This is a genomic window from Paenibacillus sp. FSL R5-0519, from assembly GCF_037974275.1.
GTDB lineage: Bacteria > Bacillota > Bacilli > Paenibacillales > Paenibacillaceae > Paenibacillus.
This window is the reverse complement of sequence record NZ_CP150234.1, coordinates 4,754,477-4,781,053: the sequence shown is the minus strand read 5'-3', so window position 1 is coordinate 4,781,053 and position 26,577 is coordinate 4,754,477. Positions and strand designations below refer to the sequence as shown.

The window sequence follows — 26,577 nt, the reverse complement described above, 5'->3', positions numbered from 1 at the left end:
CGCTCAACCTCCAGATCAGATGGTTTTATTATTAAGCATACATACGACTTCGACCTTAATACGGAAGCTGGGAGAGAAGCGTTTCAAATTTTGGCAAAGATATTCGCATATTCAAACAGGAGATTCGCTTAGCCGATGTCGAATGTTAGATTAAAGGGATTTTTTGTCAGGAGATGAAGACAATTGAACACAGAATTTTCAGAACAGAAATATGGTGAGACTGGTGTCAAAACCAGCTTTGAGCAGATGGCGAACGGGGAACAGAAATATAAAATGATATCCGAGGATGGCAGTTATTATTGCAGAACCGTTGCTTCTTCCCAGGGAGCATGGCAAAACAGTCATGTACATATCAGTCTAACGGAGTTTTATGTGGTGCAATCCGGATGGATTGCTTATGCCAGTTATGGAGACGATGAGGTGTTTTCCATTCGAGTGATGCGTGAAGGGGAGCTTATTATTGTCCAACCTGGAGTGCACCACAATATATATATGTCTGCACATAGCACGATCCATACAATCAAACATGGATTGAATACATCCAGTGATTGGATGGCATCCCCTGAGTTGGATAGGTTAACTCAATCTATAGCAGAGAAAGAGCTGCTCCAGAAGTATGTTTAACCAGAAGGGAGGCAGACAGATGCGTAAAAGAACAATATTTTGGATTACGGGAATAACGATCATATTCTTGGTGACTCTGCTCATCTATAGCTATGTTATTCCAAGTGTGAATGCCAAAGATGTTGTGATGGCAGGTACCATCAGGCAGATTGATGCGAATGCAGTTGAGGTAGAGTTAGAGATAATGCGAAAAAGAGAAGACAAAGATCAACATATGGTGTATCCCGTTGTCCCGGGCTGGGGAGGGGCCACATTCACTGAAGAACTAGATGACGCGTGGTTCATGCCTTCGTCTGTTGGCACCTCCTATTTTGATCAAGTCATTCTGGAAAAGTATCTGAAGGCACAGGGGAAAATGAGGAAATCAGCTGAGAACCTGATAGGATTTGCAATCCCTGATGAGATGGGGAGTTATAAGTTGAGGTTTACGCTCAGATCCTTGGATGGAACGACTCAACCGCTTGAAAATCCCATCGTGTATTATGTTCACAACGAGCAGTTGCTGGGGAAGGATCTAAGTTGGGTTACGGCTGAAAATCTGGAGATCATTAAGGAGGATATAGAGTGATGAGCGTATATGAATCAAACGGAATCACCGTACGTTTCTTGGAAACAGAAGATGAACACCAGCTGGTGAAGTGGCTGACTGACCCGGAAGTCCTTCAATACTATGAAGGCCGTGATCGGCCGCATGATCTGGAGCAGGTAAGAGAGCATTTCTACAATCAGGATGATGATGCTACCCGTTGTATCGTTGAGTATGCAGGAAGTCCCATAGGATACATTCAGTTCTATAAGCTTGAGGAAGAAGAACGAACGGAGTATGGTTATGGAGACACGGATGAGATCATCTATGGAACGGATCAGTTCATTGGTGAGATAGATTATTGGAACAAAGGTATCGGAACATTGCTGGTGCAATCCATGCTGGCCTATCTCATTCATGAAAAACAAGCCCGTAAAGTGGTTATGGACCCTCAATCCTGGAACTTGCGAGCGATATCCTGTTATGAGAAATGTGGTTTTCAAAGGATTAAGCTATTGGAGAAACATGAGCAGCATGAAGGGCAGATGAGAGACTGCTGGCTTATGGAATATACTCCTTAGATAATTTTAAACGTTATTTTGAATCATACACACAAGGAGGAATAATGGATGGATGAACGATTTCCGATAGGACCATTTGTACACACGGGTGAAGTTACTTTGGAACAGCGGGAGAAGTGGATTCAGGACATTGCTGAGTTGCCTGAACGCGCGCGAGAAGCGGTAAAGGGACTAAGTGAAGAGCAATTAAGTCTGCCGTATCGAGAAGGTGGATGGATGCTCAAACAGGTCATTCACCACATGGCAGACAGCCATATGAACAGTATGATTCGTTTCAAGTTGGCACTGACAGAGGACACACCTACGATTCGACCTTATTATGAAGAGCGTTGGGCTGAACTGAGTGATTCAAGGGACCTGGATGTCGAATTCTCGCTTCAGATTCTGGATGCGCTCCATCGTCGTTGGGTGTTTCTGTTAAACGCGTTGGCAGATGCAGATTATGCCAAGCAATTTTATCATCCCTCATCGGAAGAAACGACAAGACTGGATTACAATTTGGGCATGTATGCTTGGCATGGCAAACACCATGTTGCCCATATCATATCGCTTCGAGATCGGTTGGGAATATAGTCTAGGAGTAATACCTTTTTAAGGAGGATTCATTAATGACTGTACATATCAGACTATTAAACGAGAACGATCCTGTCATTATATCCAAGGCGTTCCAAGAGCAGGGTTGGGGGAGATTACCTGAGCAGTATACTCATTACTTGGCTGAACAGCAGAATGGGGATCGTGTAACCTTGGTAGCCGAGTTGAACGGAGAATTTGCCGGATACGTGAATGTATTGTGGCATTCCAAATACCCTTCTTTCAGGGAACAAGGCATCCCCGAAATTAACGATTTCAATGTGCTGATCAAGTTCCAGCGCCAAGGTATTGGTTCACGGTTGATGGACCGCGCAGAGGAAGTTATTTCGGAACGAACGGATGTAGCAGGTATTGGTGTAGGTGTATTTACCGATTATGGCAAGGCGCAAGTTTTATATGCCCATCGCGGATACATACCGGACGGTCATGGTGTTCACAGACACGATCATTATATTCAGCCAGGTGAAGAAACGATTATGGACGACGATGTTGTACTTTATCTTACGAAGAAGTTAAGAGGCATACAATAAGTATGAGTGATGTATACTGGTTGTTAAATATCTGTTGTGTGTGACTGGCGTAAACGTGGAGTGAACCACGAGGAAGCACATATATTATATGCCGTACGCCTGGGCAAAGTGTTTGATCTTTTGATCAAACACTTTATTTATTATTCGGGTACCAGAGGACTGGTGGCAGTAATGAAAAAGGCGTTTGTTTTATTTGATAGAATGACAAGCATGGATTTGGCTGGATTCTATGAAGCTGTGACCTTTAAGGGGAGGAGGTGATAAAAAGATGACTATTCGCCTTTTTCAAGCGATTGATCAACCAGCAGTTCTGAAAATGATGACGGATCATCATTTTCGATTCCCTTCGTTTATACGGGAACAGTATCCTGCGCGCTGGGATTTATTTTTAAATATGATGGATGAACGGATCAGTGCTTATTATGTCATGGTTGACGAAGCAGATGTTGTCATAGGTCATGCTGGTTATATCTTTCAGCCTACGGTTAACCGATATGAAATCGTTGGCGTTGTTACGTGTAAATCACACCTTCGACAAGGTGTAGCACGTACACTAATTACTGAAATATGCATGAAAATAGCTGAGTTCGGCAATGGTGAAGTCATGCTTTACAAACTTGATCATGCAGAAAATCAAGCAGCGCTCGTATTTTATGAAAGAATGAATTTTCAAAAGGAAGGTATTGATATGAATTATTATACCTCGGGGTTCCATAGGCTGGCTCTTGTCAAAACAACGGTCTGATCAGAAACTTCCACCAGAGCAGTGTAATGCCAAAGAAAGATAATGAAAAAGCTGTCCTGCATGTTATACTCTATTGGAAGTTGAGGAATGATAAGCAGGATGTTGAGAGATTAGATGATCAGAGGAGTGAATGATGCATGTTTAGCAAAGTCGGCCAAATTATGTTGTATGTCAACAATCAGGATGAATCACTGGCATTTTGGACGGAAGTTGCAGGATTCCACATTGTGGATGAAGTAAACCTCGACGAGGGCATGAGATGGATTGAGATTGCGCCTACCCCAGATTCGCAGACGAGCATTATTCTCCATGACAAAGAGTTTGTCGAGCGGATGTCGGCGGGTGTAAATCTGGGCACACCATCATTAATGTTCTTTACCGAAAATCTGGATCAACTATATGCTGACTTGTCTGGAAAACATGTAACGGTTGGAGAGATTGTCGAGATGCCAACGGGACGTGTCTTCAACTTTGCTGATAACGAAAAAAATTACTTTGCAGTCATGGAACGGGCGAAGTAAACTGTAACTCACAACTGCTACAATTGTTAGCGATCGACATCCAAGTCGGTCGTTTTTTTGTTGGAAAAATCTTATATTTCAAAGTGGAAAAATACAAGAAAAATAGAGGATTAATGGTTAAAAATGTTATAATAAAGTGTAGCTGATTTAATGAAAATGACGAGGAATGAATGGTCTGAACTGAAGGTTCGGATGGAGGATTTAAGGAGGAATGTGTTGTGGAAAAGACCATTAAAAGTGTACAGGATCTGTATGATATGCTCGATGCAGACTTCAGATCTGCCAAGCAATTTTGGGAGCCTTTCTATGAGGATCGGAACAGACCTATACCCTTTTTCCCAAACAAACCGGATGAGAATCTGGTAGCGCATGTGAACGCAGGTTTGCTGGCAGGTGGCAAGGCACTGGAACTGGGTTGTGGTCCAGGCAGAAATGCATTGTATTTGACCCGCCAAGGATATCAGGTAGATGCTTATGATCTTTCCGAGACAGCTATTGCCTGGGCTAAGGAGAGGGCGGCAGAAGAGCAACTGGACGTACATTTTGAATGTCGCTCCGTGTTCGAACTGGCCCCGCAGCAAGAATATGATCTTGTCTACGACTCGGGTTGTCTGCATCATCTGCTACCTCATCAGCGGATTCCTTACATAGAGATGATTCACCAAGCGCTCAAGCCCGGAGGATACTTTGGGATGAGCTGTTTTGCTCCTGGTTTTGGCGGTCAAGGTGGGCCGGAGAGCGTCATGGATGATTGGCAGGTATATCAAGAGAAGTCGATGAAAGGCGGACTGGCCTTTACGGAGGAAAAGCTCCGTTATTTACTGCAAGATCCATTTGAATGCGTGGAATTACGTCCTATGAAGGCGATGGGCCAGGATGAGAATTGTTTTGGATTACCCATTTTGTGGGTGACCATGTGGAGAAAACCTGGCGTGTAGTTATAGAGTTATAAAGTCATAGGTTGAAGTTTAACCAATATTGCATTGAGCGAGAGAAGGCGGGGGAATATGGGACAGAGGTATTTTATCATTACAGGTACATCCAAAGGAATTGGGAAACAGCTCGCGGAGTTGTTGTTAGCCAGGGGAGACTGGGTCTATGGCATTTCACGCGGGCATTCGCACGAGTTGGAATCAAGCGAGGAATGGAGCGGGCGTTACCATCATGTTCAGTACGATCTAGCCGACCTGACGGGGATTGATGATATGGTTACACGTGTATTGGACGAAATCCCTTCTCAGGAAGCTGATTGTATTGGACTCATTAATAATGCAGCGATGCTGGAGCCTCTAAGACCTATCGATCAATGCAGCGCGGCAGAGATAAGTCGGAGTCTTAACATCAGTCTTGCAGCACCAATGATATTGAGTTCATTTTTTATTCAACATACCAATCACCTGTCCGCCAGACGTAAAATTGTCAATGTCTCATCAGGTTCGGCAAGTTATCCCGCGCCATCCATGGCAGTGTATGGTACATCCAAGGCAGGCTTGAACATGTTCACCCAATGCGTAGCTTTGGAGCAAACGGGCCAGCAGAACCCTGTTGAGATTATTGCTTTTGATCCGGGGATGGTTGATACGGAGTTACAGGCTGTTGCACGAGGCAAAAGTACAGAGGAGTTCGCCCTTGCAGGTATGTTCAATCAAGTATATGAAGCAGGCCAATTAAGATCGCCACGAGACGTCGCGATACAGTTGATCGAGCGGATGGATGGATGCAATCAACCTTAGAAGATCAGAAACGTGGTGAAGTCTCTTGTTTAAAATTATGCTCATTGAAGACGACGAATCATTATTCAATGAAATTAAGGAACGCTTGTCCCAATGGTCGTATGACGTGTATGGTGTGCAGGACTTTGGCAAGGTATTGCAGGAGTACAGCGTAATTCAGCCGCAACTGGTCATTATTGATATTCAGTTACCCCAATATGACGGGTTCCATTGGTGCCGGATCATTCGTTCGCACTCCAATGTGCCGATTATCTTTTTGTCCTCACGGGATCATCCTGCGGATATGGTCATGTCCATGCATTTGGGTGCAGACGATTTTATCCAGAAGCCGTTTCACTTCGATGTATTGATTGCCAAGATCCAAGCGACTTTGCGGAGGGTGTACAACTACAATACAGAGCATATTGAACTCCGGACTTGGCGCGGTGCTGCAATTGAATATGTGAAAAATACGTTGACCTGTGGGGATGAATCCGTCCTGTTAACCAAAAATGAGATGTTCATTCTTAAAGTGCTGATTGAGCACAAAAATCAGATTGTTACCCGTGAGGATCTCATCCGGAGCTTGTGGGATCATGAGCATTTCGTGAGTGACAATACACTGACGGTTAACGTGAATCGGTTACGGAAGAAGCTTGAACCCATCGGCTTGGAGCGGTACATTGAAACCAAAGTAGGTCAAGGGTACATGGCAACGGAAGAGGCAGAAGCATGATCGGAAAGTACATACGAGAAAGGGCTAGTTGGTTATGGCTACTGACAAGTATGCAGCTTATTATTTTATTGGTGGCCTACATGGACTCGTCCATTCCATTCCAATCCGTGGTGTATATCGTAGTCCTGAATGTGGTGGTCTGTCTTGTTTTTATTTGGGCGAGATACCTGAAAGAGACTCGTTTCTATAAAAAATTGAGCACATGGGATCAAACCTATGATCTGGGAGAACTCGATATCGCCGAAAGTCCATATGAGCAGATCATACATGAGGCCGTCAGTTCCCAGACAGAGCGGTATCGTAGGGAGTCGTCACATCATTTTATCGCTCTGGAACAGGAGAAGGACGAGATGTTGTCCTGGATTCATGAGGTGAAGACCCCATTGACTGCGTTGCAACTGATGATCGAGCGTTTGCCAGATGACAAGTTGCAGAGCCAAATGACATATGAATGGTTACGAATCCATCAGTTGCTGGATCAGCAGCTTCATCAGAAGCGTATTCCGTTCATGCATAATGATCTGTTCATCGAAGAGACGGAATTTGAGCCGGTATTGAATAGTGAGATTCGAGCGCTGAAATCGTGGTGCATATCCAAGGGCATTGGCTTTGATGTTTCGCTAATGGCATCCAGTGTGCTCACAGACAGCAAATGGTTAGGCTTCATCCTCCGGCAATTGTTAAGTAATGCGGTGAAATATAGCGATTCATCGGACATTCTCATTGAAAGTCGGGAACAGGATGGACACATCATACTCCTAATTCAGGATCACGGGCGAGGGATTGAGGCTCAGGATCTGCCGCGTATATTTGATAAAGGGTTTACGTCTACCCGAGGCAGGATGGACGGATCGGCGACCGGGATGGGGCTGTATCTGGTTCGTCAGGTGGTCCAAACCCTTCATATGAGCATTCATGTAGAGTCTTCTCTTGGCGAGGGCACAACCGTCACACTTACTTTTCCGCGGAAGAACGACATGGTGCATCTTGCAGGCGTGTGACAACAATGTCACATGCTTTTTGGTTTTGTTCGGTGAATCACACGATAACATTGCACATCCCGCCTATGATATAGACATGGGCATTTTGCAGAAGTTCAAAGAGGAGTGAGTGGGATATGTGGATACTGGAAGCCAAAAAAATTCATAAAGTCTATGGTAATAAACTGAATAAACAAGAAGTGCTGAAGGGGATTGATCTCGGGGTAAGCAAGGGAGAGTTTGTCGGTATTATGGGGCCATCGGGTTCGGGTAAAACGACACTGCTTAATGTACTTTCCTCCATCGATCGGGTGAGCCAGGGCACGATTGATATTGAGGGCAAGGAATTCACCGGAATGAAGGAGAAACAGCTGGCTGAGTTCCGTAAACATCATCTGGGCTTTATTTTTCAGGAATATAATCTGCTGGATACCCTTACGGTGAAGGAAAATGTATTATTGCCGCTCTCGATCACGAGCATTCCAAAACAGGAGGCACACCGGAAGTTTGAACAGATTGCCAATGAACTGGGCATCTACGAATTGAAGGACAAGTATCCATCCGAGATTTCAGGTGGGCAGAAACAGCGGACTTCAGCAGCACGAGCATTTGTCCATGAGCCAAGTATCATCTTTGCGGATGAGCCAACCGGAGCGCTCGATTCCAAGTCTGCCTCCGATCTGCTCGGCAAGTTAAGTGAGATGAACAGTACCCGAAAGGCAACCATTATTATGGTTACCCATGATCCGGTTGCCGCAAGTTATTGCAGCAGAGTGATCTTCATTCGAGACGGTCAGATCTACACCCAGCTTAATAAAGGAGACGAGTCCCGGCAATCGTTCTTCAACGATATTATTAAAACCCAGGGCGTGTTGGGTGGTGTACAGCAATGAGCTTGAATTATATCATCATCCGCAATCTAAGGAAAAACTTGAAGAATTATTATCTCTATGTATTTGCGCTTGTGTTCAGTGTGGCTCTGTATTTTTCCTTTGTGACGTTACAGTATGATCCTTCCATGGATGAGGTAGCTGCTTCAACAAAAGGTGCGGCGGCCATAGGCGCATCTTCGGTATTATTAATCGGTATTGTCGGTATTTTTCTGTTATATGCCAATACCATTTTTATTAAGCGACGCAGCAAAGAAATTGGATTATTTCAATTGATTGGACTGACGAAGGGCAGAATTTTTGGTATTTTGAGCGCGGAGAACGGTATTCTCTATTTTGGCTCCATGGCCATTGGTGTGTTGATTGGTTTTCTTGCATCCAAGCTGGTATTGATGATATTGTTCAAAATTCTCGGTGTGGATGTGATAACCAAACTGTACTTCTCTCCGATGGCACTGCTGCAAACGGTGATTGTCTTTACGATCATGTATCTGCTCATCATGCTGATGAATTACATTTTTATCAAGCGCCAGAGTATTCTCTTGCTCTTTCGGGTGTCATCCACTTCGGAGCAGCAGGTGCAGAAGATGTCGTTTGGACAGATGATTGTTGGCGTCTTGGGCATTGCCCTGATTGTGTATGGATACTTCGTGTCTGCTCGGCTGTTCAGTGGCGAGGCAATGGATATGCAGCAGTTGATGTATACGATGATCCTGATTCTGTTCTCGGTCATACTGGGGACATACCTGTTCTATAAGGGGTCGGTAAGTTTTATCTTTAATCTGGTTCGCAAAAGCAAAAACGGCTACCTTACGATTCATGAGGTGTTGTCGTTATCTTCAATCATGTTCCGCATGAAGTCCAATGCATTGCTGCTTACAATTATTACAACCGTGTCGGCGCTTGCTATTGGCATGCTGTCGCTCAGTTACATTTCCTATTATTCAGCAGACGCGCAGGCTAAGGAAAGCTTGCCGGAGGATTTCTCTTTTGCTCAGGTGGATGTGAAAAATCGTTTTGTAGCCGAGTTGGATAACAAACAGATTCCATATGTAGAGAATCACAGAGAGCCGATTTATATTGAAATTGATGCTCAAGAAGTGATGGATGAGTCTGCAATGGGGGAGCTGTTGTTCAGCAGTGTGGTGAGTGACAGCATGGTAGATAACATTGATGTGCAAGCGGGTGAAGTGGTCTTTATGGGATACGGAAATGCCATTCAGCAGTTAATTTCCATTCAGGAGAAAGGTTCAATCGTCTTGCACGGGTTGAAACATAGGCTGGCACAACAACTGATCGGAACAACCAAACAAGGCGTCCTTCCCGCGTACTATACTAGGGGCACACCTGTAGCGGTCGTGGATGAGACGGTATATCAGCAACTGAAGCAGGACATCGATCCCGAGCTGCAGAAAGCCGAGTGGGCTGACTACTATGGTGTACGTATTGTGAACGAGGGGCAGGCTGAAGATGCCTATGCCGTATATAAGGAGCAGCAGTTGGAAGCCCCAAGTTTCTCCCAGATTGAGTTTAGAAATAACCAACGTAACACGATGGGCCTAATTATGTTCATTGTTGGATTCCTCGGTTTGACGTTTTTAATTACATCAGGATGTATCCTGTACTTTAAACAAATGAATGAGAGTGAAGAGGAGAAGGGCAACTATACCATTCTGCGAAAGCTCGGATTTACGCAAGGCAATCTGTTGCGTGGCATTCAGATCAAGCAGTTGTTTAACTTCGGTATTCCACTCATCGTGGGATTGAGTCATAGTTACTTTGCCGTGAAATCAGGTTGGTTCTTCTTTGGTACAGAGCTGGCAACACCTACAGTCATTGTGATGATTGTGTATACGTTGTTATATTCGATCTTTGGTCTGTTGTCCGTGTGGTATTATAAACGGGTTATTAAGGAAGCTTTGTAGAATTGGGATCGGGCGTATGCTGATATAACAAAAATAGTTTGAGTAGAGGGCAGCTGTAATATATACAGACTGTTCTTTTTTCTTTTGTAAGTATATTACTTCATAAAAAAAGGATGATAATGGAACTGGGTCGAAATGATGATAGAGTCCATGGTTCTGATTCATGCATAACGGTGAAACGAGAGGAGATGTTCAATGAATCTGGCAAATAAAATCACATTGGCTAGAATTGCGTTGATTCCATTGTTTATGATCTGTTTCCTTAATCAGCATAGCTTGATGTTTGCACTAGTTATATTTGCAGTAGCGGCAGGTACGGATAAACTGGATGGATATGTAGCGAGAAAATATAATCAGATCACGAATCTGGGGAAGCTTCTTGATCCGCTGGCGGATAAACTGTTGATTGCGGTTGCGTTAATCCTGATGGTTCAGGAGAATATGATCAGTTCATGGATTGCTGTAATCATTATTGGGCGTGAAATAGTCATTACAGCGTTACGAATGGTAGCAACAGAGCAGGGTATCGCTCTTGCAGCCGATCGATATGGCAAGATCAAAATGGTGCTTCAGGTGGCAGCGATCATTGCAATTTTGTTGAATAATGTTCCGTTCAGTTTGCTGACTGAGGTGCGGGTTGATGTAATTCTATTGTGGCTGGCAGCAGGTGTTACGCTGTTATCGGGATTGAATTATATTGTAGTGAACTATAAGTTGCTTCAGACAGGAAAATAGAAGAGCCGATCGGATAATGGGTTGATAATTCGAATGGTACCCTGTATTCAATGTACAGGGTTTCTTTGTCGTTGTTTCTGTTCAAAAATATGTGGGGCATAGTCATGGTTCCTTGTATACTTAGAGTATCTGAATGTACATATAATGAATCGGAAAAAAGTGCACCATGGTGCTGATTCAGGAGGATCTCATGCAACAGGAACATACCGCTGGTCACCACGGGGACTGGCTTCAATTTATGATTTTAACAACCAAACTGGAACTTCCACCTTTGCCAGCGGACACAATGGACCGTCCACGGCTAAGTTTGCAACACGAAGAATTGTTCCAATCCAAAGTCACGTTGTTGACTGCCCCGGCGGGTTCAGGGAAGTCAACACTTTTAGGTAGCTGGGTGAGAAGTGCAGCTATTCATGCAGCCTGTGTCTGCCTGGATGATAAAGATCAGGATCCGCTTCAGTTTTGGCTCTACATTATTCATGCACTGGATCGAGTCATTAAGGACCTCTGCGGGGATATACTGCCACATTTTTTGCAACGGTACCCGGTAGATCCCAGGTCGGCATTGATAGTATTGCTGAACCGTGTTGCCAAGAATAATCAACATGCGCTACTCATTCTGGATGACTATCATGCAGTTACCCAGCCGGAGATTCATGAACAGATGCAGTACTTTATTGAAAATCTTCCGCTATCCATTCATCTGGTCCTGTCTAGTCGCACATATCCTCCGTTCATGCTTGAAAAGATGCGTTTGAGAGGTGAGTTGAAGCAATTTACACTTCAGGAACTGGCATTTACGCCAGAAGAGGGCATTGAATTTTGCCAAGAGATCATGCACCTGGATATTACCGGGGGAGATGCGCGTGGATGGGTACAGCAGACAGAGGGTTGGGCTGCCGGATTGAAGCTGCTCGCTTTATCTCACGCATGGGGCGGAAACGCTTCGGTCAGCCCTATGAATTCGATATCATCACCTCTGTCTCGTGAAGATTATGGAACAACTGGCGAGAGAACAATTTCGGATTACTTGCTCGAAGAGGTATTCCAGCGTCAGTCACCGCAAATGCAGCAATTTCTTCTCCGAACAGCGATTACGAGAAGAATGAACAGCAGTCTATGTCAGGTATTAAGTAATATGCAGGAAGCTCCGCAATTGTTAAGGCAACTGGAGAAGGAGCATCTTTTTCTTGTTCCACTTGATCGGGAAGCACACTGGTATCGTTATCATCATTTGTTCTCTGCATTTCTAAAGCGTGAACTGGATCGTTGTGGCACAGAACAAGTAAATGAATTACATGCTCTTGCTGCAGTTTGGTATGAGCAACAAGGGTACACGGCTGAAGCGTTGGATCATTATATCCTCGGACAGCATATGCAGGATGCAGCGAGACTGCTGGAAGAGTTGTTCGCCCATTTTATTATGGGAGAGTGGTGGACGCTCCGGCGATACTTTGATGTTGTGCCACTGGAGATCGTGAAATCACGTCCCAAATTATATATGTCTTATCTGTTCCTTGTTGCACCTGAAATGCCTTATGGACAGATGGTGAAGCAACTTGATGAACTGGAACATGTGATCCGGGTGCATCTTCAAGGGCAGCTGGAACCTGAGATTATCGGGTATTTGTTGCAAGTTATATGTGTAATGCGAGCTTATATGGCCTATCTGAACAGAGATTTGGAGGGGTTGGCTCATTATTTGGTGTCCTATATTGATCAGGGATATCCCGATGATATTGCCTTTCAGTATATGGACTATGACCGGAGAGAGAGCATGCGCCTGCGCAGCTTTCATGGTGTTAATGGCTACTTGAGGCGTGGGGAAGCCTGCTTCGGGGCGATTACGGAACGTTGGTATGCTGAACATGCCTACGTGACGTCCTATTACGGTGTTGGATATGGTGAGATTTTAATGGAACAGGATCGAATTGCAGAAGCGATAAGTTATGCGGACCGAGCGCTTGAAGTGGCTTTGCAGATCAAGGTGGCTGCGTTGCTCGTTCCTGCGTATGTACTCAAGTCCAGACTTGAACTTACACTGGGCCGACCTGAAGAAGGTTTGAAGCTGCTTCAGCAGGTATCAGGTTTATTATCTGTGAAGGACATGGAATACTGGCAACCAGTACTGGAAGCACATCAACACCGAATTTTAATTGAAATGAGTCCGGTGGAATCGTCCCATACCATCCTGATTAAGCTTGCAAACAAAGGAGATGCAGCTGTTGAGATCAGCTGTGACCAGATCTTCCGATCCATGGTTCGCATACGTGCGACGATCATCCTTGAACAGTATGATCATGCACGAGAGGAATTGAGACGAATCCGTAAACTGGCTGAAGAACGGGACTTGCTCGCTGAACAGGTAGAGTGTGCTCTGCTAGAGTCAATCATGCTGCAAAAGCAGGCATCTACAGATGCCGGTGTTATGGCGTTATCCCGTGCTCTGGTGCTGGGAGGACCCGAAGGGTATATCCGTTCATTTGTTGCTGAAGGTGAACAGATGAAGCGGCTGCTACAGGACTACCTGTCTCTGCGTCGCACGAAGGCAATACACGATGATGGTGTGAAAATGGCTTATGTGAAACAGTTATTGTCTGCTTTCGCAAGAGACAAACGGTTACGAGGCCTCTCATCTGTAAGAGAGGCGAAGCTGGATACAAAGGAAGTGGGACTCAGCCCGATGGAGCAAAAAATATTCGGTCACATCGCTGAGGGCATGACCAGCAAACAGATTGCTGCCGAGTTTGGCATTTCACCCGGAACCGTTAATACACACATTCGCCGAGTGTTCGCGAAGCTGGGTGCGAGTAGTCGTACTCATGCTGTACAGATTGCGGAGCAACGGGGATTGTTATGATGTAGTGAAACGATGTCTACTCTTTTGTAGACTATTTTCGAGTTAAGGTCTCTCCTACAATGAAGATAATCAAATAACGCTGATGAGTCCTTGCTGACACCAGAGTTATGTTCACGTGGGAGGTAACGTTAAAAGATGTCAACACGAATAACCAAACGTAAAGTTCATACGAAAAATAAGATCCGTAAGGACTCGCCTTATTGGGCAGTCCTTCTGTCTTTATCTGTCATTTCTGTTCCCGGGACAGTGCATGCAGCGACTGATGCAGTAAACATTCGGGATTTGCAGCAGGCAGCACCGTGGGCCAAGCAAGCCATTGAAAGGGCTGCCGAGCAACAGATGATTCTGGCGGACAAAGCAGGGAATTTCAACCCGAGCGCAACGTTAACAAGAGGCGACCTTGCGTATACGCTGGCTCAACTATTGGAGATGGACGTGCTGTCTTCAGTCCAGCTTCCAGATCTGTTATTCAGGGATCTGGATCATAACGCTGAGAATGGTTCCTATATTCATGCACTTCGATTGGCGGGAATTATGAATGGTTATCCCGATGGAACGTTTCGTCCAGCCGGTCTGGTAACAAGGGAAGAGCTGGCCACGACGATTATTCGGGCTCTGAAGGCTAAAGGATATGATGAACCATTAAATTTGACCAAAGAGTTGTCTTTTAAGGATACTTCCGATATTAGTAACTGGGCTTTGCCAAGTGTACAACAGGCTGTTGAATTGGGAATCTTGAAAGGGGACAATGGAAACTTTGCGCCGAAGCGTTCTACCTCCAGACAGGAAATGGCTGTGATCGCACTACGCACAACTGAAGTCATTCAAGTGCTTGATGAAGCTGCGAACCAAGGGGGTACCAATTCGGAATCCAAACCTGATGAGCCAGGAAAGGGAATTGAGGTGCAGGGTACAACTTTAGGCGGCAATAACGCAGGGAACGGTATAGGGAACGCAAACAGTAATTCCGGGGTGACACCAGGGAATGGAACTGGAAGTACGGGTGGAGAAGGTGGATCTGCGCCAACTACGCCAACGAATCCTTCCACTCCGTCCAATCCAGGTACGGGGAACAGGGCGCCACTCGTTAGTAGTGGCGGTTTGCCCGATCAGGAACTTACACTAGATCATGCCGCATTGGACTTGGATGTCTCCACGTATTTTAGTGATCCAGATGGTGATGAATTGCAATTCAGTGTCATAACCGGAGATGCAACCATTGTTTCCTCTACTGTCGTAGAAAAAGTGATTCGACTTGTTCCACAGGCTGCTGGAGAAACAACGTTGACGATCAAAGCAGCTGACGTCCAGGGTGCCAGTGTCACGGCACAACTCAACGTTAAGGTACAGGCCAATACGATAAGTCGTCAATTTCCTGATCCATATTTGGCTGGAGCTATTGCGTATTGGTTGCAAAAGAATGTGGATGATCCACTGACCAAAGATGAATTGGTGGAAGCTCTCATTCAGACCAATGGAGGATTGTATGCCAGAAATGCGGGCATTTCCGATCTGACAGGTGTCGAGATATTCAAAGGGCTGAACGTAACTGAAATCGACCTTTCCGGAAATGAAATAAGCAAAGCAGATGCCTCTGGATTTGATCGCTTGAATTGGCTTGATTTATCCGGTAATGAACTTACGCAAATTAATGTGACAGGACTGGATCAGCTGGAGTATCTGAATCTTGCGAATAATCGACTTGCTTTATTGGATGTGAGCGGACTAGACTCCTTGCAAGAACTGGATATAAACAGTAATGAGCTTGTTCATTTACCCATTGGAATTGCTGGATTGCCTGATCTGCAATACCTGGATGTGAGTAACAATCCCATAACACTGAGAGAAGAGCCTGACTTCACACTGCATCACACGTTGCTGCAACGTTTGGACAGGTATGATTTTGATGATGCGTCTCCTGTATTGGTAGAGGCACCTGCGGGTAATACCGCTTATGTTCATGGGGATGAGGTTGAGATTGACCTGTCCTTTATGTTTGAGGATGAAGATGACGTTAGATCAACTCTCACACTAGAGGCTGACTCCCCTGATCCACAACTGGCAGATGTCAGAATGATTGGACAGAAACTATACGTTACTGCACTGGGGACGAGTAGTGAGCCTATTCGGATTGAGGTGAAAGCTACCGACCCTCTGGGCAGAACTGGTGTAGGTCACGTGTACGTTGATCTGAGAGGAATAGAGTAGCGTAACTTAGAACAGCATATGTGAACTAATGCAAGTTACATCAACGTGCCTTCCTATATGGAAGGTTCGTTGTTTTTATTTTGTGTGAGATAACTTTATGTTAAAATATGCAAGAAATGAATGAGGCTGTGAGTAATGATGATAGGGGAGAAGAGGATGTCTAAAGGAAATATCAACCCAAGTACTTCAGAGGATTCAGATTATGTTCGCCAGCAACTTATTACATTTAATGCTGCACATGTGGGCGAGGAATTAAGGCATCGTTACGAGGAGTTGAATTTCAATATCAAAAATGAGACTGGCGAGATTGTTGCAGGTGTGATTAGTACACTTTGCTGGAACTGGCTGGAGGTTGATATTCTCTGGGTCGATTCTGAACAGCGGCATCGGGGATATGGTTCACAGTTGTTGCTTGAAGTTGAGCGAATTGCACGAGAGAAATCTTGTGATTTTGTCATGTTAAATACCTTTTCCTATCAAGCACCAGAATTTTACAAGAAGCACGGATACCAATTGATCACAACGATCGAGAATGCACCGACTGGACACAGTCATTATTATTTTAAGAAGGACCTCACGTAAGAGAACATACGCGAAATAGGACAAAATCAGGAGGATGACAATGGTTACCATCAAAGAAATCGGACTTGAAGACTTACCATCACTAAGCCAGCTATACAATGAGTTGATGGGAACGCCTACCAATGAGCAGCAGATGAAAAAGATGTTCCATTACATACAGCAGAATCCCCATTATCATGTGCTTGGTGCATTTTACAATGGCAAACTGGTTGGGTCTGTTATGGGGATTGAGTGTATGGATCTGGTGGGTCCATGCAAACCATTCATGGTTGTGGAGAATGTGATTGTATCGGATCAAGTGCGTAGGCAGGGCATTGGGCAGAGATTGATGCTCCAGATTGAGCGGATTGCGAAAGATCTGGGATGTGGTTACATGATTCTGGTGTCTGGCGATCAGCGCAAGGAAGCGCATATATTTTATGAGAAACTGGGTTTCAGGGATGAGAAGGTGCAGGGTTACCGGAAGCATCTTTAAATATCCAAGCGGATGATAATTTCTTACACAAGTGGAAGGATTACTTAAGGAACATGGCGAATAAGGCATAGTCTTAACAAATGAAACGAATAAGAGGGAGGCACTCTCGTGCTCAAAAAGTGGGCTAATGTTTTCATGATTCTGAGTCTGGTATTCGCCGTATGTTCCCCAACCTCCCATGCTGCCGCCAAAACGGTTAAGGTCACCGTGACGTTGGTGAGCGCAGAGCTTGTCGAGAACAACTCTGTCGGTAATGAGTGGGCCATCGGAGCAAGTGTGAATGGAAAAGATCTGGAAGAGGGTTCATCGGTCACCTTAAATCTGAAGTCTACAGGTACGTTGAAACTGGAGGCCATCGCTGAAGAACAGGACAAAATTCCCGATTACGGGAGTAAAAGTACCAACGTCAAACTATCTTCGTTCTCCAAGTCAACCAACAAGACGCTTTCTGTGGTGGTGACCGAGAACAGAGGTCGGTATTCTGGTAACACAGCGACCTGGGCGTTCAAGTTTAAGATTAGCAAGAAGTGAATAGGTACCAACCGTGTGATAAAAGGGAGCCGAGCTCTCTTTTTTTATGTGTAAATAATTGGTGATCTGAAGGATGATAACGTTTCGAGCTACGCTGATCTTTGTTAAACTAATGAAAGTATCAGATCAAAATTTAAGATGAAATATTCAAAATAATACATAGGAGGTTAACACAATCATGCGTATCGTAGATAACATTAAAGTCTGGGGGGAGCCGCTGGAGAACGCCGTAAGTCAGGCGGTGACTTGCTCGCAATATGGAGATGTCTTGGGTGTGGCTCTGATGGCCGACCACCACAAAGGTTACTCGCAACCCATCGGTGGTGTTGTCGCTTATCGGAATATGATCAGTCCGTCAGGTGTCGGATATGATATTGCCTGTGGTAACAAGGCTGTGCGCACCAACCTGATGTGGGATGATATTCGGGATCAGATTGTGACGATTATGGATGACATTAATTCGAATATATCTTTCGGCGTGGGTCGTAACAATCCAACACCCGTGGATCATGAACTGTTCGACGACGCGAGCTGGAAGCTGTTTGATACCATTGAACCAGGATTACAGCATAAGCTGAAGACGCTCGCACGCAACCAACTTGGAACCGTAGGCAGTGGCAATCATTTCGTGGATATTTTTGTAGAAGAGGCCACGGGAAAGGTGTGGATCGCGAATCACTTTGGCAGCCGCGGGTTCGGTCACAAAGTGGCGAGTGGGTTCCTTAACCTTGCCGCAGGGCGTCAGTTCAGTGGCAAAGCGCCGGGTGAATCCATGGATCAGCCACCTACATTGTTTAACCTGAACAGCGAAATGGGTGATATATATTGGGATGGAATGACTCTGGCGGGCAGATACGCTTATGCAGGACGTGATTATGTCATTGAACAGGTGCTTGGAATTCTCGGGGCAAATGCTGAATACACCGTACATAACCATCACAACTTTGCTTGGAAAGAACAGCATATGGGTGAAGAGGTCGTCGTGGTTCGCAAAGGTGCAACGCCACTGGCACCTGGGCAGCTCGGTTTTGTCGGAGGTAGTATGGGTGATATCTCGGTGATTGTGGAGGGGATCCACAGCGAAGAGAATACCGAGTCATTCCGCAGCACCGTACATGGAGCAGGGCGCACGATGAGTCGAACCCAGGCGGCTGGCAAAATGAATTACAAGCTCCGCACACGCATGGGCGGTGAGATTAGCGAAGCACAGATGCATGAGGCGATTCGCGCCTATGGCGTTGAACTGCGGGGAGCGGGCACGGACGAAAGTCCGTTTGTGTATAAGAAACTGCAAGACGTACTGAACGCACATGCGAATACGCTGAAAATCAACCATGTACTGCGTCCCGTTGGTGTCGCCATGGCCGGAGGTAATGAATTCGATCCATATAAGGATTAGTCATATATGTTCAACTGAACATTTACACGATAACGGAGAGGGTGAACTTCATGAGAAATTGTGCAATATACAGCTCTCAGTTTGACCTGGATCAGCTGTTTGAATTGATTCAATCCATTTATCCTGAGGGTACGATTAAACGCAGGGAAGACAAGACCCATATTCAAGTGACTCAGAAAAAATGGCTGAGTAAAAAAAACAAAGGTTTCAATATCATGACCAGCCAGACACATCCTGAGGAATTTACGACCATGATTCAGGGGATGCTTGGATTTTTGAGTCAGATTGAGGGGCGCAATGCTTCGCTCCAGGAAAAGGTATTGATTAAATGTTCCACACTGAACATGGTGATTGGTATTGAGACAGAAGAGGATATCTCGGAAGAATTCTTCGGCGAATTGCTGCGCTTGGCGGATGCTCTGGATGCCGTCATTTTCTGGGGAGGAGGATCTCTGCTGAATGCACATGGCCAGTTATTGCTGGACGTGAATGGAGAATCTGAAGTGGAGGATTACACGGTGACAGCGCACACCAGTTTCCTGGACGATGCTGGAACCCAGACAGAGTCTGCAATTCAACGTAAAGACCGTTCAGAGCAACGGTTGACGGAACAAGGCATTCCTTATAATGCGAACTTGCCTGCAAGGGCCGGAGAAGAGCACACCACCATTCGGAGTAAAGAGGAAGTCGCGCGCCGTGCGGTTGCCTTGTGTCTTGCCGCGCTGAAGGGAGAGTGTCTGGGAGCAGGCGAAAGCGCGGACGATACCGCAGCTCTGGTTCAGGAAGTGATCGACAAGTATGAGGCGGACTCCTTTTTCTCACCCGTAGAGAAGAGGTTTATCGACCAGCACGGAGCAGAGCAGCAGGAGATCATCGCCTTCTCTTGGGGATATGAGGCGTACCACGTGATGTTGTGGGCGCTCGGTTATGTGGAGAAATTGGGTGCACCAACGGAGTTGTGTAACGTAGGGAAGGATGTCGGTTATTTGCAACAGAAGGACAGCTTTGCCGAGTATCTCTCCGGTGCATCTCTGCGTAGCAAGAGCGAGATTCTGGATGAAGCAGATCTGATCTACCGTTATAACTGGGTGTGTGTGAATAGTCGTGTCAATGACAAAACACCTCCCGCCGGCTTGAATGGTGGAGTGGCTTATGAACGTCACCGTGCTTTGAACTGGCTGATCTGTTATCTGGATCAGGAGTGGGATGATGTGCGTACAGATACGTAGAACACAACATACAACAATGCAAATACCCCGATAGCCGCTCAAATACGGTTAAAGGGGTGTTTGGCGTGTGGTTCTGTGTGGACACAAACTTTATTTCATGCATGCTTCAATATGTGTATTCACACATATTTACCACCATATATTCTGCTTTTATCCGCTATGCCTGCCGAACTGTTCACGGATGATGACGTCAGCAAGAATCAACTTTTTCTCGACGTTGCTTTCTGGATTCGCTATGCGCCATAACATCTGATCCACCGCACGCGCACCAAGCAATTCCTTGTTCACATTGACTGTAGCCAGTAATGGGATATGGTCGTATAGATTATCAAATCCCGTGACAACGCACTGATCGGGTACACGAATCCCCATACTCTCAAGGGCTTCTATGGTATATAGCCCATAAAAGTCATTCGCACATACAAACACTTCAGGCAGATTATCCTCATGGATTACCGAAGTGAACGTCTGGCGGAACTCATCCAATGCCTGATTGCTCAGCTCGGGAATCTGACTTATTTCCATCCCATGGCCCATAAGTACAGAAGTGTATGCAATCCAGCGTTCATAGAAGCTTTGAGCATCTCCGATATTTCCAACGAACTGGAACGTTTTGAAGCCCTTGCGGAGCAAATAGAGCATGATCTCCCGCATGGATGCAAAGTTATCGGTGAATATGCTGTCACTGTGAAAAACAGGGTCCAGATGATCGACCATGACAACCGGAATACTGAGCCGCTTGATTTCAAGCAGAATCGGGGTCGAGATCGAGCCAACGGTAATGATTCCACGAATGGCATCCGGGTTGAGTAGGGTGAATAGCTGGTCTGCGGATGGTTCCGTCAAGGTTAGAATGTTAATGCCTTTTTGGTTCAGCTTGGAAGAAATCCCGTTAAAGACCGGGCCCCAGTATACGGAGTCCTGATTTTGGTATCGAACATTGGGAAACAAAATCAAGATGGTACCGCTTGAACGTGTGTTTTTCGAGTCATGTGATTCACTGTTGTGAGACAGTTCACCAGACAAGAGGCTGTTATCTTTGAAATACCCAAGTTTGCCAGCGGCCTTGAGAATGACATCCCTCGTCTGATCGCTGACTCCCGATTTTCCAGACAAAGCTCGTGACACCGCGAATTTCGACAAACCCGTAAAATGTGCAATCTCCTGAATTGTTACCTTCGTTTTCATCATACCATCCTTACACTCGTAATTCTGCCGTATTCCTTGTTTGGAGCGATATCCAACTGATTCTAGTATAGCATGATGTATTTCTCTTAATCTAATAACGGACAGAGAATTCAAAATGTTAGAGAAGCACAGCATTTCAGGATACGCGATCAACGTGAAGATAAGCACATTTTGCAGATAGAATGACGAATTTTGTCTGTAAAATTATTATTTTGTTATTATTTAAAAATAACAAAATAATAAAAGTTATATTCATGGTTTTAATAAGGTGTACTTAGGAATAAGGATTTTAGTAAGCGTAAAAATAGGGTTTGAACCATATTATCAGCATTTTATCAGAATAAATAGAAAATGTTAACAATAAAAATGTTGACGCTTACATTTTGCTGTGTTAAATTTTGTTTGTCAAAAACAAACGATAAAATAACAAATGGTGGTGGTTGTTTATTTTTGATTGGTTTCTGAGTGGGGTTAGCGATTTAGGGTGAACCATGATTGGTATACACATTCGGGGAGGTTGTTAAAAACATGATTAGAAGATGGAATGTTGTACCTCTGATGTTATTGGCCGTGATGCTTTTTGTATCCGCTTGCAGTGGCGGGGAGCCCGTGCAAACGGGGAGCGAAGCAGGGGGAACAACGAACTCAGGCAATAGCACTGAAGTCGCTGAAACAGATAACGAGGACGTAGCGGAAGAGGCTATCGTGAGTGTGCCTGATCTGGGTGGACGTGTCATCAAGGTTGCGGCCTGGTGGGATCTAAAACCGACGGGAGAGACGGCCTCCGATAAGGCCAGACTCGATAAAATTGCAGAGGTCGAGATGAAATACAACGTAAAACTGGAGTTCGTCAACGTACCTTTCGAAGAATACATGAACAAATTTACCACGTCTGCACTGGCCGGCGAACCATTCGCCGACATCGTTCAGATGGAATACAAATCCGCACTACCCGCCATCCTCAAAGGGCAACTGTTGCCCCTCTCCGAATTCACTACACCTGAGAACAACATTAACCAGGAAGCAAACCTGATTACAAAGTTTCCTGCTATTGCAGGCAATGAATATGCCTTCGACTCGCCAACCAGCATCGGACTGGGACTTCACTATAACCGAGACTTGTTCAAAAAACTGTCATTACCTGATCCACAAGAATTGTATAACCAGGGCGAATGGGATTGGGACAAATTCATGGAACTCGCCAAGCAGGCAACCAAAGATACCAATAATGACGGCAAAACAGATGTTTATGGATTTTCTGGCTGGGCCCTTGATGTCGTTCGCCATTTTACCGCTGCGAATGGTGGAACCATCGTGGATGATGCCAATAGCAAGGAAGGATTATCTGATCCGAAAACGATTGAAGCAACCGAATTCGTTAAACGCCTGTATAACGTGGAGAATGTCGTGAAGGTCAAAACCGGTGACAAAACCAACTGGGAGGAGAGCAATACCTTTAAGGATGGAGACGTAGCCCTGTTCACCGCAGCCGAATGGCAGTTGGGCGATCTCACCTTTGCTGTCGGTGTTGTACCCATTCCGAATGGACCACAGGGCAGCAAAGAGGTAACGTATGCAAACAACGCGGCATCGGCAAAATTCATTCCAAAAGGTGTGGAGGACCCTAAGATCGTCTACCAAATCTATGAAGAAACCTTCGACATCCCGCAGATCGAAGAGTATCCAGGTCAGGATTATCTGGAGAGTCGTTATACCGACGAGAAGGATATTGCCATCATTCGCGAGCACATCGCTGGAACAGGCCGTATCTTGCTGGATGATGCCTACACGGGATACCCTTTCGGGGATTTTGTGAACGATATCATCAAGGACAATGCTTCCGTCACAGCAACAGCTGAGAAATACAAAGCACAGGCGCAAGCTGCCATTGATAAACTCGGCAAACAATAACAACACTTATCACCAGCAAACGATTCAGGCAGGGGCTCGTGTCGGCAATGTTGCACGGAGCCCTTTTTTCCTGAACCACCAAATCGGCTTTGCTGGCATCAGCCTTGATGAGGAGGACTCGCAGGATGGCTGGAATTCTACAACGTAAGACATGGATATTCTCCACAGTGATCATCGTGGCGGCAGCTTGCATCATTCTATATGTAACTTCCGGCGCTGATGAGAGTGCAGACGTTCCACCTGGCAGCCTGCCTGCCATTGAAGTGGATGCGATCTTGCAGCAAACCCGGCAGAAGAAGGGATACGAACAGTATCGCTCTGGAACAGACCAGGCTTCACAGCCAAGTGTGGACATCACCATTGAAGCGGGAAATTACATAAGAGCCGAAGGTGAAGACGTCCGCAAACTCACTAATTATGAGGGAATGGATGGTGTATCTCTCCATACCGGAGAGACCGGACAAGTCGATTGGACCATTAACGTGCCGGAGACCGGGCTGTATAACCTGTCCGCAATCTATTATCCCGTTGAAGGCAAGAGCTCAGCTATTGAACGTGCATTGTACATTGACGGTGAACTTCCTTTTGCGGAAGCCGCCTATTTGCAGTTTGATCGGGTATGGGCCAATGAGAAAGATGTTGTGGAGCAGGACAATCAAGGCAATGACCTTCGTCCTAGACAAGTGGAGCAACCACGCTGGATGGAAGAAACGTTTCAGGACTCCGACGGGTACGAGCAGGCTCCATTCAAGTTTTATTTGGGAAAAGGTGAACACACCCTAACGCTAAAATCTTCGCGTGAACCCATGGTGATTCGGTCCATACGCCTTTTCAATGAGAAGACAGCCGTTCCTTACGCAGAGACTGCGGGGGCACAACAGTCGGATTCCTCCGGGCAGCCGAAGGATGTCCTTATTCGCATTGAAGGAGAAGCCGCTATTGCCAAATCTTCACCTACGTTATACCCGACGAGCGAAAGGTCAAGTTCTGCGGTATCTCCTTACAGTGCTTCCCAGGTACGCATCAATACGATTGGTGGCTTTAACTGGCGTCTGCCAGGACAATGGATTGAATGGGAAGTGGATGTGCCGGAGAGCGGAATGTATCATATCGGTTTTACCGCACAGCAGAATTTTGTCAAAGGCATCTATTCTACTCGCAAACTGACCATTGACGGTGAAGTTCCGTTCGCAGAGATGGCCCAAGCGCATTTTCGTTATCAAAGTGACTATCGCATTGACGTCATGGGTGGCAAGGAAGCATACAAGTTTCAATTGGAAAAAGGAAAACATGTGCTGCGGCTGGAGAACAGCCTGGGTGATTTTGCGCCGCTCATCCGAAATGTGGAGGACAGTCTGTACAACTTGAACTCCATGTACCGGCGCATTCTGATGATTACAGGTACCAAGCCCGATGAATTCCGGGATTATCGGGTGGAACAGCAGATTCCGAACCTGCTCGAAGTGTTCAGCGGAGAAAGTAAAAGACTCAAAGACGTAGCCGCACAGCTTCGTCTTCTATCAGGACAGTCCAGCGATCAGGAAGCACTGATCAAGACGATGGCGCAGCAACTGGACGAGATGATTGACAAGCCAAATACCATACCAAGAAGGCTTGGAGCATACAAAACCAACACAGGGGGTCTCGGCACATGGGTGCAGCAGGCACGAGAGCAGCCCCTTGAGATCGACGCATTGTACGTCACTTCCATCGACCAAGATATTCCCGGTACAGGCATGGGGCCAATCGCCAAGCTTGGTCATGAAGCGAAGATATTCTATCATTCGTTCTTCATTGATTATAACCAGATCGGCAATGTAGCTACATCGGAAGATCAGCGCACCGTAACCGTCTGGATTGGCAGCGGGCGTGACCAGGCGAATACGATGAAGGCGATGATTGACAAGACATTTACACCAGACAGTGGCATTAACGTGAACCTGAAGCTGGTCAACATGGGAACCTTGCTGCCAGCGACCTTGTCGGGCGAAGGACCCGATATTGCCATGCAGATTGGCAATGATCTGCCCGTGAATTTTGCCATGCGGAATTCGGCTGTAGATCTGACGCAATTCAGTGACTATGGCACCGTAGAGCAGGAGTTCAGGGAAAGTGCAATTGTACCGTATGCCTATGATTCAGGCGTATATGCCTTGCCGGAGACGCAGACCTTTAACATGCTGTTTTACCGTAAGGATGTTCTCGAAGAACTGGGACTTGAAGTGCCCCAGAACTGGGAGGATGTCGAGGCTCTGCTCGCGATTCTGAGCAAAAACCATATGGAATTTGGTATGCCGGTTGTAACCCAGGCCAATATGCAGGGGGTCAATATTCCACCGAACTCGCAGTATGCCACAATGCTGCTTCAGAACGGAGGCGCCTTCTATCGGAATGATGACAAGGAATCGGATCTGGATTCCCGGATCGGGATTGAGACCTTTAAGCGGTGGACAGAGTTCTATACCGATTACAAGCTGGAACGGGAATATGATTTTGCCAACCGTTTCCGGACAGGACAGATGCCTATTGGGCTAACGGATTACACCATGTACAACCAGTTGTCCGTATTTGCACCGGAGATTCGGGGATTATGGGGATTCGTTCCTGTACCGGGAACCGTTCAGACGGATGGAACCTTGAATCGGGACGTACCAGGTGGAGGCAGTGCAGTCATGATGCTGGAGGGTGCCAAGGATCAGGATGCGGCGTGGGCGTTCATGAAATGGTGGACCAGTGCACCGATTCAGGCGGAATTCGGACGGGAGATGGAAGGTCTGATGGGTGCCGCTGCTCGTTATCCAACGGCCAACATCAAGGCACTGGATTCCCTGCCGTGGCCTGCCGAGGATTACGCCAATCTGAAGGCGCAATTTGAAACGGTGAAGGGTATTCCCGAAGTACCTGGTGGTTATTTTACAGGCCGCCATCTGTTCAATGCATTTTACAAAACCGTTGTTGGCCAAGTGGAAGCCAGGGAATCCATTATGGATTATACCCAATATATTCAGGACGAGATTCGAGTGAAGCGTAATGAATTTGGTCTTCCGTAAGCAGAGGGAGGGTTAATCGTGCCACATATATCACTCCGAGACGGA

General features: G+C 45.9%; 24 protein-coding genes and 1 riboswitch. Of the genes, 23 read left to right on the top strand and 1 reads right to left on the bottom strand.

Annotation, left to right across the window (positions count from 1 at the left end):
* Positions 1-183 precede the first annotated feature (183 nt).
* The 21 genes from MKY73_RS21430 (at position 184) to MKY73_RS21330 (ending at position 20,383) form a co-directional block, all read left to right on the top strand.
* On the top strand, positions 184-624 hold the full coding sequence (locus tag MKY73_RS21430; RefSeq protein ID WP_339303353.1) for a cupin domain-containing protein: 441 nt from the start codon (positions 184-186) through the stop codon (positions 622-624).
* 19 nt (positions 625-643) lie between these two features.
* The gene (locus MKY73_RS21425) at positions 644-1,192 is read left to right on the top strand and encodes a hypothetical protein (RefSeq protein ID WP_339303352.1); all 549 of its coding nucleotides are present in this window, start codon (positions 644-646) and stop codon (positions 1,190-1,192) included.
* Complete coding sequence (locus MKY73_RS21420) at positions 1,192-1,731, top strand: GNAT family N-acetyltransferase (protein WP_339303351.1); 540 nt, start codon at positions 1,192-1,194, stop codon at positions 1,729-1,731. The genes MKY73_RS21425 and MKY73_RS21420 overlap by 1 nt, the downstream gene beginning before the upstream one ends.
* 48 nt (positions 1,732-1,779) lie before the next feature.
* The gene (locus MKY73_RS21415; RefSeq protein WP_339303350.1) at positions 1,780-2,304 is read left to right on the top strand and encodes a YfiT family bacillithiol transferase; all 525 of its coding nucleotides are present in this window, start codon (positions 1,780-1,782) and stop codon (positions 2,302-2,304) included.
* A 35-nt stretch (positions 2,305-2,339) separates the two neighbouring features.
* A complete protein-coding gene (locus tag MKY73_RS21410; RefSeq protein WP_339303349.1) occupies positions 2,340-2,855 on the top strand; it encodes a GNAT family N-acetyltransferase in 516 nt (171 codons plus the stop codon).
* 30 nt (positions 2,856-2,885) lie between these two features.
* Positions 2,886-2,967: riboswitch (ZMP/ZTP riboswitch) on the top strand.
* Between the two features lie 156 nt (positions 2,968-3,123).
* Entirely contained in the window at positions 3,124-3,600 is a 477-nt protein-coding gene (locus MKY73_RS21405; RefSeq protein WP_339303348.1) for a GNAT family N-acetyltransferase, read from the top strand.
* A 137-nt stretch (positions 3,601-3,737) separates the two neighbouring features.
* Positions 3,738-4,121, top strand: coding sequence for a VOC family protein (locus tag MKY73_RS21400; protein ID WP_339303347.1), 384 nt, complete (start codon positions 3,738-3,740; stop codon positions 4,119-4,121).
* Positions 4,122-4,339: 218 nt separating this feature from the next.
* A complete protein-coding gene (locus MKY73_RS21395; protein ID WP_339303346.1) occupies positions 4,340-5,059 on the top strand; it encodes a class I SAM-dependent methyltransferase in 720 nt (239 codons plus the stop codon).
* Between the two features lie 69 nt (positions 5,060-5,128).
* Entirely contained in the window at positions 5,129-5,854 is a 726-nt protein-coding gene (locus MKY73_RS21390) for an SDR family NAD(P)-dependent oxidoreductase (protein ID WP_339303345.1), read from the top strand.
* A gap of 25 nt (positions 5,855-5,879) precedes the next feature.
* Positions 5,880-6,569, top strand: coding sequence for a response regulator transcription factor (locus tag MKY73_RS21385; RefSeq protein ID WP_339303344.1), 690 nt, complete (start codon positions 5,880-5,882; stop codon positions 6,567-6,569).
* Positions 6,566-7,570: a sensor histidine kinase gene (locus MKY73_RS21380; RefSeq protein ID WP_339303343.1), complete on the top strand. Its 1,005-nt coding sequence runs from the start codon at positions 6,566-6,568 to the stop codon at positions 7,568-7,570. Before MKY73_RS21385 ends, MKY73_RS21380 begins: the two co-directional genes overlap by 4 nt.
* Before the next feature lie 116 nt (positions 7,571-7,686).
* Positions 7,687-8,442 (top strand): ABC transporter ATP-binding protein, encoded by a 756-nt coding sequence (locus MKY73_RS21375; RefSeq protein ID WP_339259915.1) that lies wholly within the window; start codon positions 7,687-7,689, stop codon positions 8,440-8,442.
* Entirely contained in the window at positions 8,439-10,364 is a 1,926-nt protein-coding gene (locus MKY73_RS21370; RefSeq protein ID WP_339303342.1) for an ABC transporter permease, read from the top strand. The genes MKY73_RS21375 and MKY73_RS21370 overlap by 4 nt, the downstream gene beginning before the upstream one ends.
* 195 nt (positions 10,365-10,559) lie before the next feature.
* Positions 10,560-11,099 (top strand): CDP-diacylglycerol--glycerol-3-phosphate 3-phosphatidyltransferase, encoded by a 540-nt coding sequence (gene pgsA, locus MKY73_RS21365; protein WP_339303341.1) that lies wholly within the window; start codon positions 10,560-10,562, stop codon positions 11,097-11,099.
* A 190-nt stretch (positions 11,100-11,289) separates the two neighbouring features.
* A complete protein-coding gene (locus tag MKY73_RS21360; RefSeq protein ID WP_339303340.1) occupies positions 11,290-13,959 on the top strand; it encodes a LuxR C-terminal-related transcriptional regulator in 2,670 nt (889 codons plus the stop codon).
* A gap of 135 nt (positions 13,960-14,094) precedes the next feature.
* Entirely contained in the window at positions 14,095-16,167 is a 2,073-nt protein-coding gene (locus MKY73_RS21355; protein ID WP_339303339.1) for an S-layer homology domain-containing protein, read from the top strand.
* Between the two features lie 156 nt (positions 16,168-16,323).
* Positions 16,324-16,749: a GNAT family N-acetyltransferase gene (locus tag MKY73_RS21350; protein WP_339303338.1), complete on the top strand. Its 426-nt coding sequence runs from the start codon at positions 16,324-16,326 to the stop codon at positions 16,747-16,749.
* 40 nt (positions 16,750-16,789) lie between these two features.
* Entirely contained in the window at positions 16,790-17,224 is a 435-nt protein-coding gene (locus MKY73_RS21345) for a GNAT family N-acetyltransferase (RefSeq protein WP_339303337.1), read from the top strand.
* A gap of 108 nt (positions 17,225-17,332) precedes the next feature.
* Positions 17,333-17,755: a hypothetical protein gene (locus tag MKY73_RS21340; protein ID WP_339303336.1), complete on the top strand. Its 423-nt coding sequence runs from the start codon at positions 17,333-17,335 to the stop codon at positions 17,753-17,755.
* Between the two features lie 178 nt (positions 17,756-17,933).
* Entirely contained in the window at positions 17,934-19,154 is a 1,221-nt protein-coding gene (locus tag MKY73_RS21335; RefSeq protein WP_339303335.1) for an RtcB family protein, read from the top strand.
* Positions 19,155-19,204: 50 nt separating this feature from the next.
* Positions 19,205-20,383 carry a DUF4272 domain-containing protein gene (locus MKY73_RS21330; protein ID WP_339303334.1) on the top strand — a complete coding sequence of 393 codons (1,179 nt, stop codon included), beginning with the start codon at positions 19,205-19,207 and terminating at the stop codon, positions 20,381-20,383.
* Between the two features lie 150 nt (positions 20,384-20,533).
* On the opposite strand, the gene MKY73_RS21325 is transcribed toward MKY73_RS21330, so the two are convergent.
* Positions 20,534-21,574 carry a LacI family DNA-binding transcriptional regulator gene (locus MKY73_RS21325; protein WP_339303333.1) on the bottom strand — a complete coding sequence of 347 codons (1,041 nt, stop codon included), beginning with the start codon at positions 21,572-21,574 and terminating at the stop codon, positions 20,534-20,536.
* Between the two features lie 528 nt (positions 21,575-22,102).
* Between MKY73_RS21325 and MKY73_RS21320 the strand changes: the two genes are divergently transcribed.
* Both MKY73_RS21320 and MKY73_RS21315 read left to right on the top strand, forming a co-directional pair.
* Positions 22,103-23,482, top strand: coding sequence for an extracellular solute-binding protein (locus MKY73_RS21320; protein ID WP_339308680.1), 1,380 nt, complete (start codon positions 22,103-22,105; stop codon positions 23,480-23,482).
* 125 nt (positions 23,483-23,607) lie between these two features.
* Positions 23,608-26,532, top strand: coding sequence for an extracellular solute-binding protein (locus tag MKY73_RS21315; RefSeq protein ID WP_339303332.1), 2,925 nt, complete (start codon positions 23,608-23,610; stop codon positions 26,530-26,532).
* The last annotated feature ends 45 nt before the right edge of the window (positions 26,533-26,577 follow it).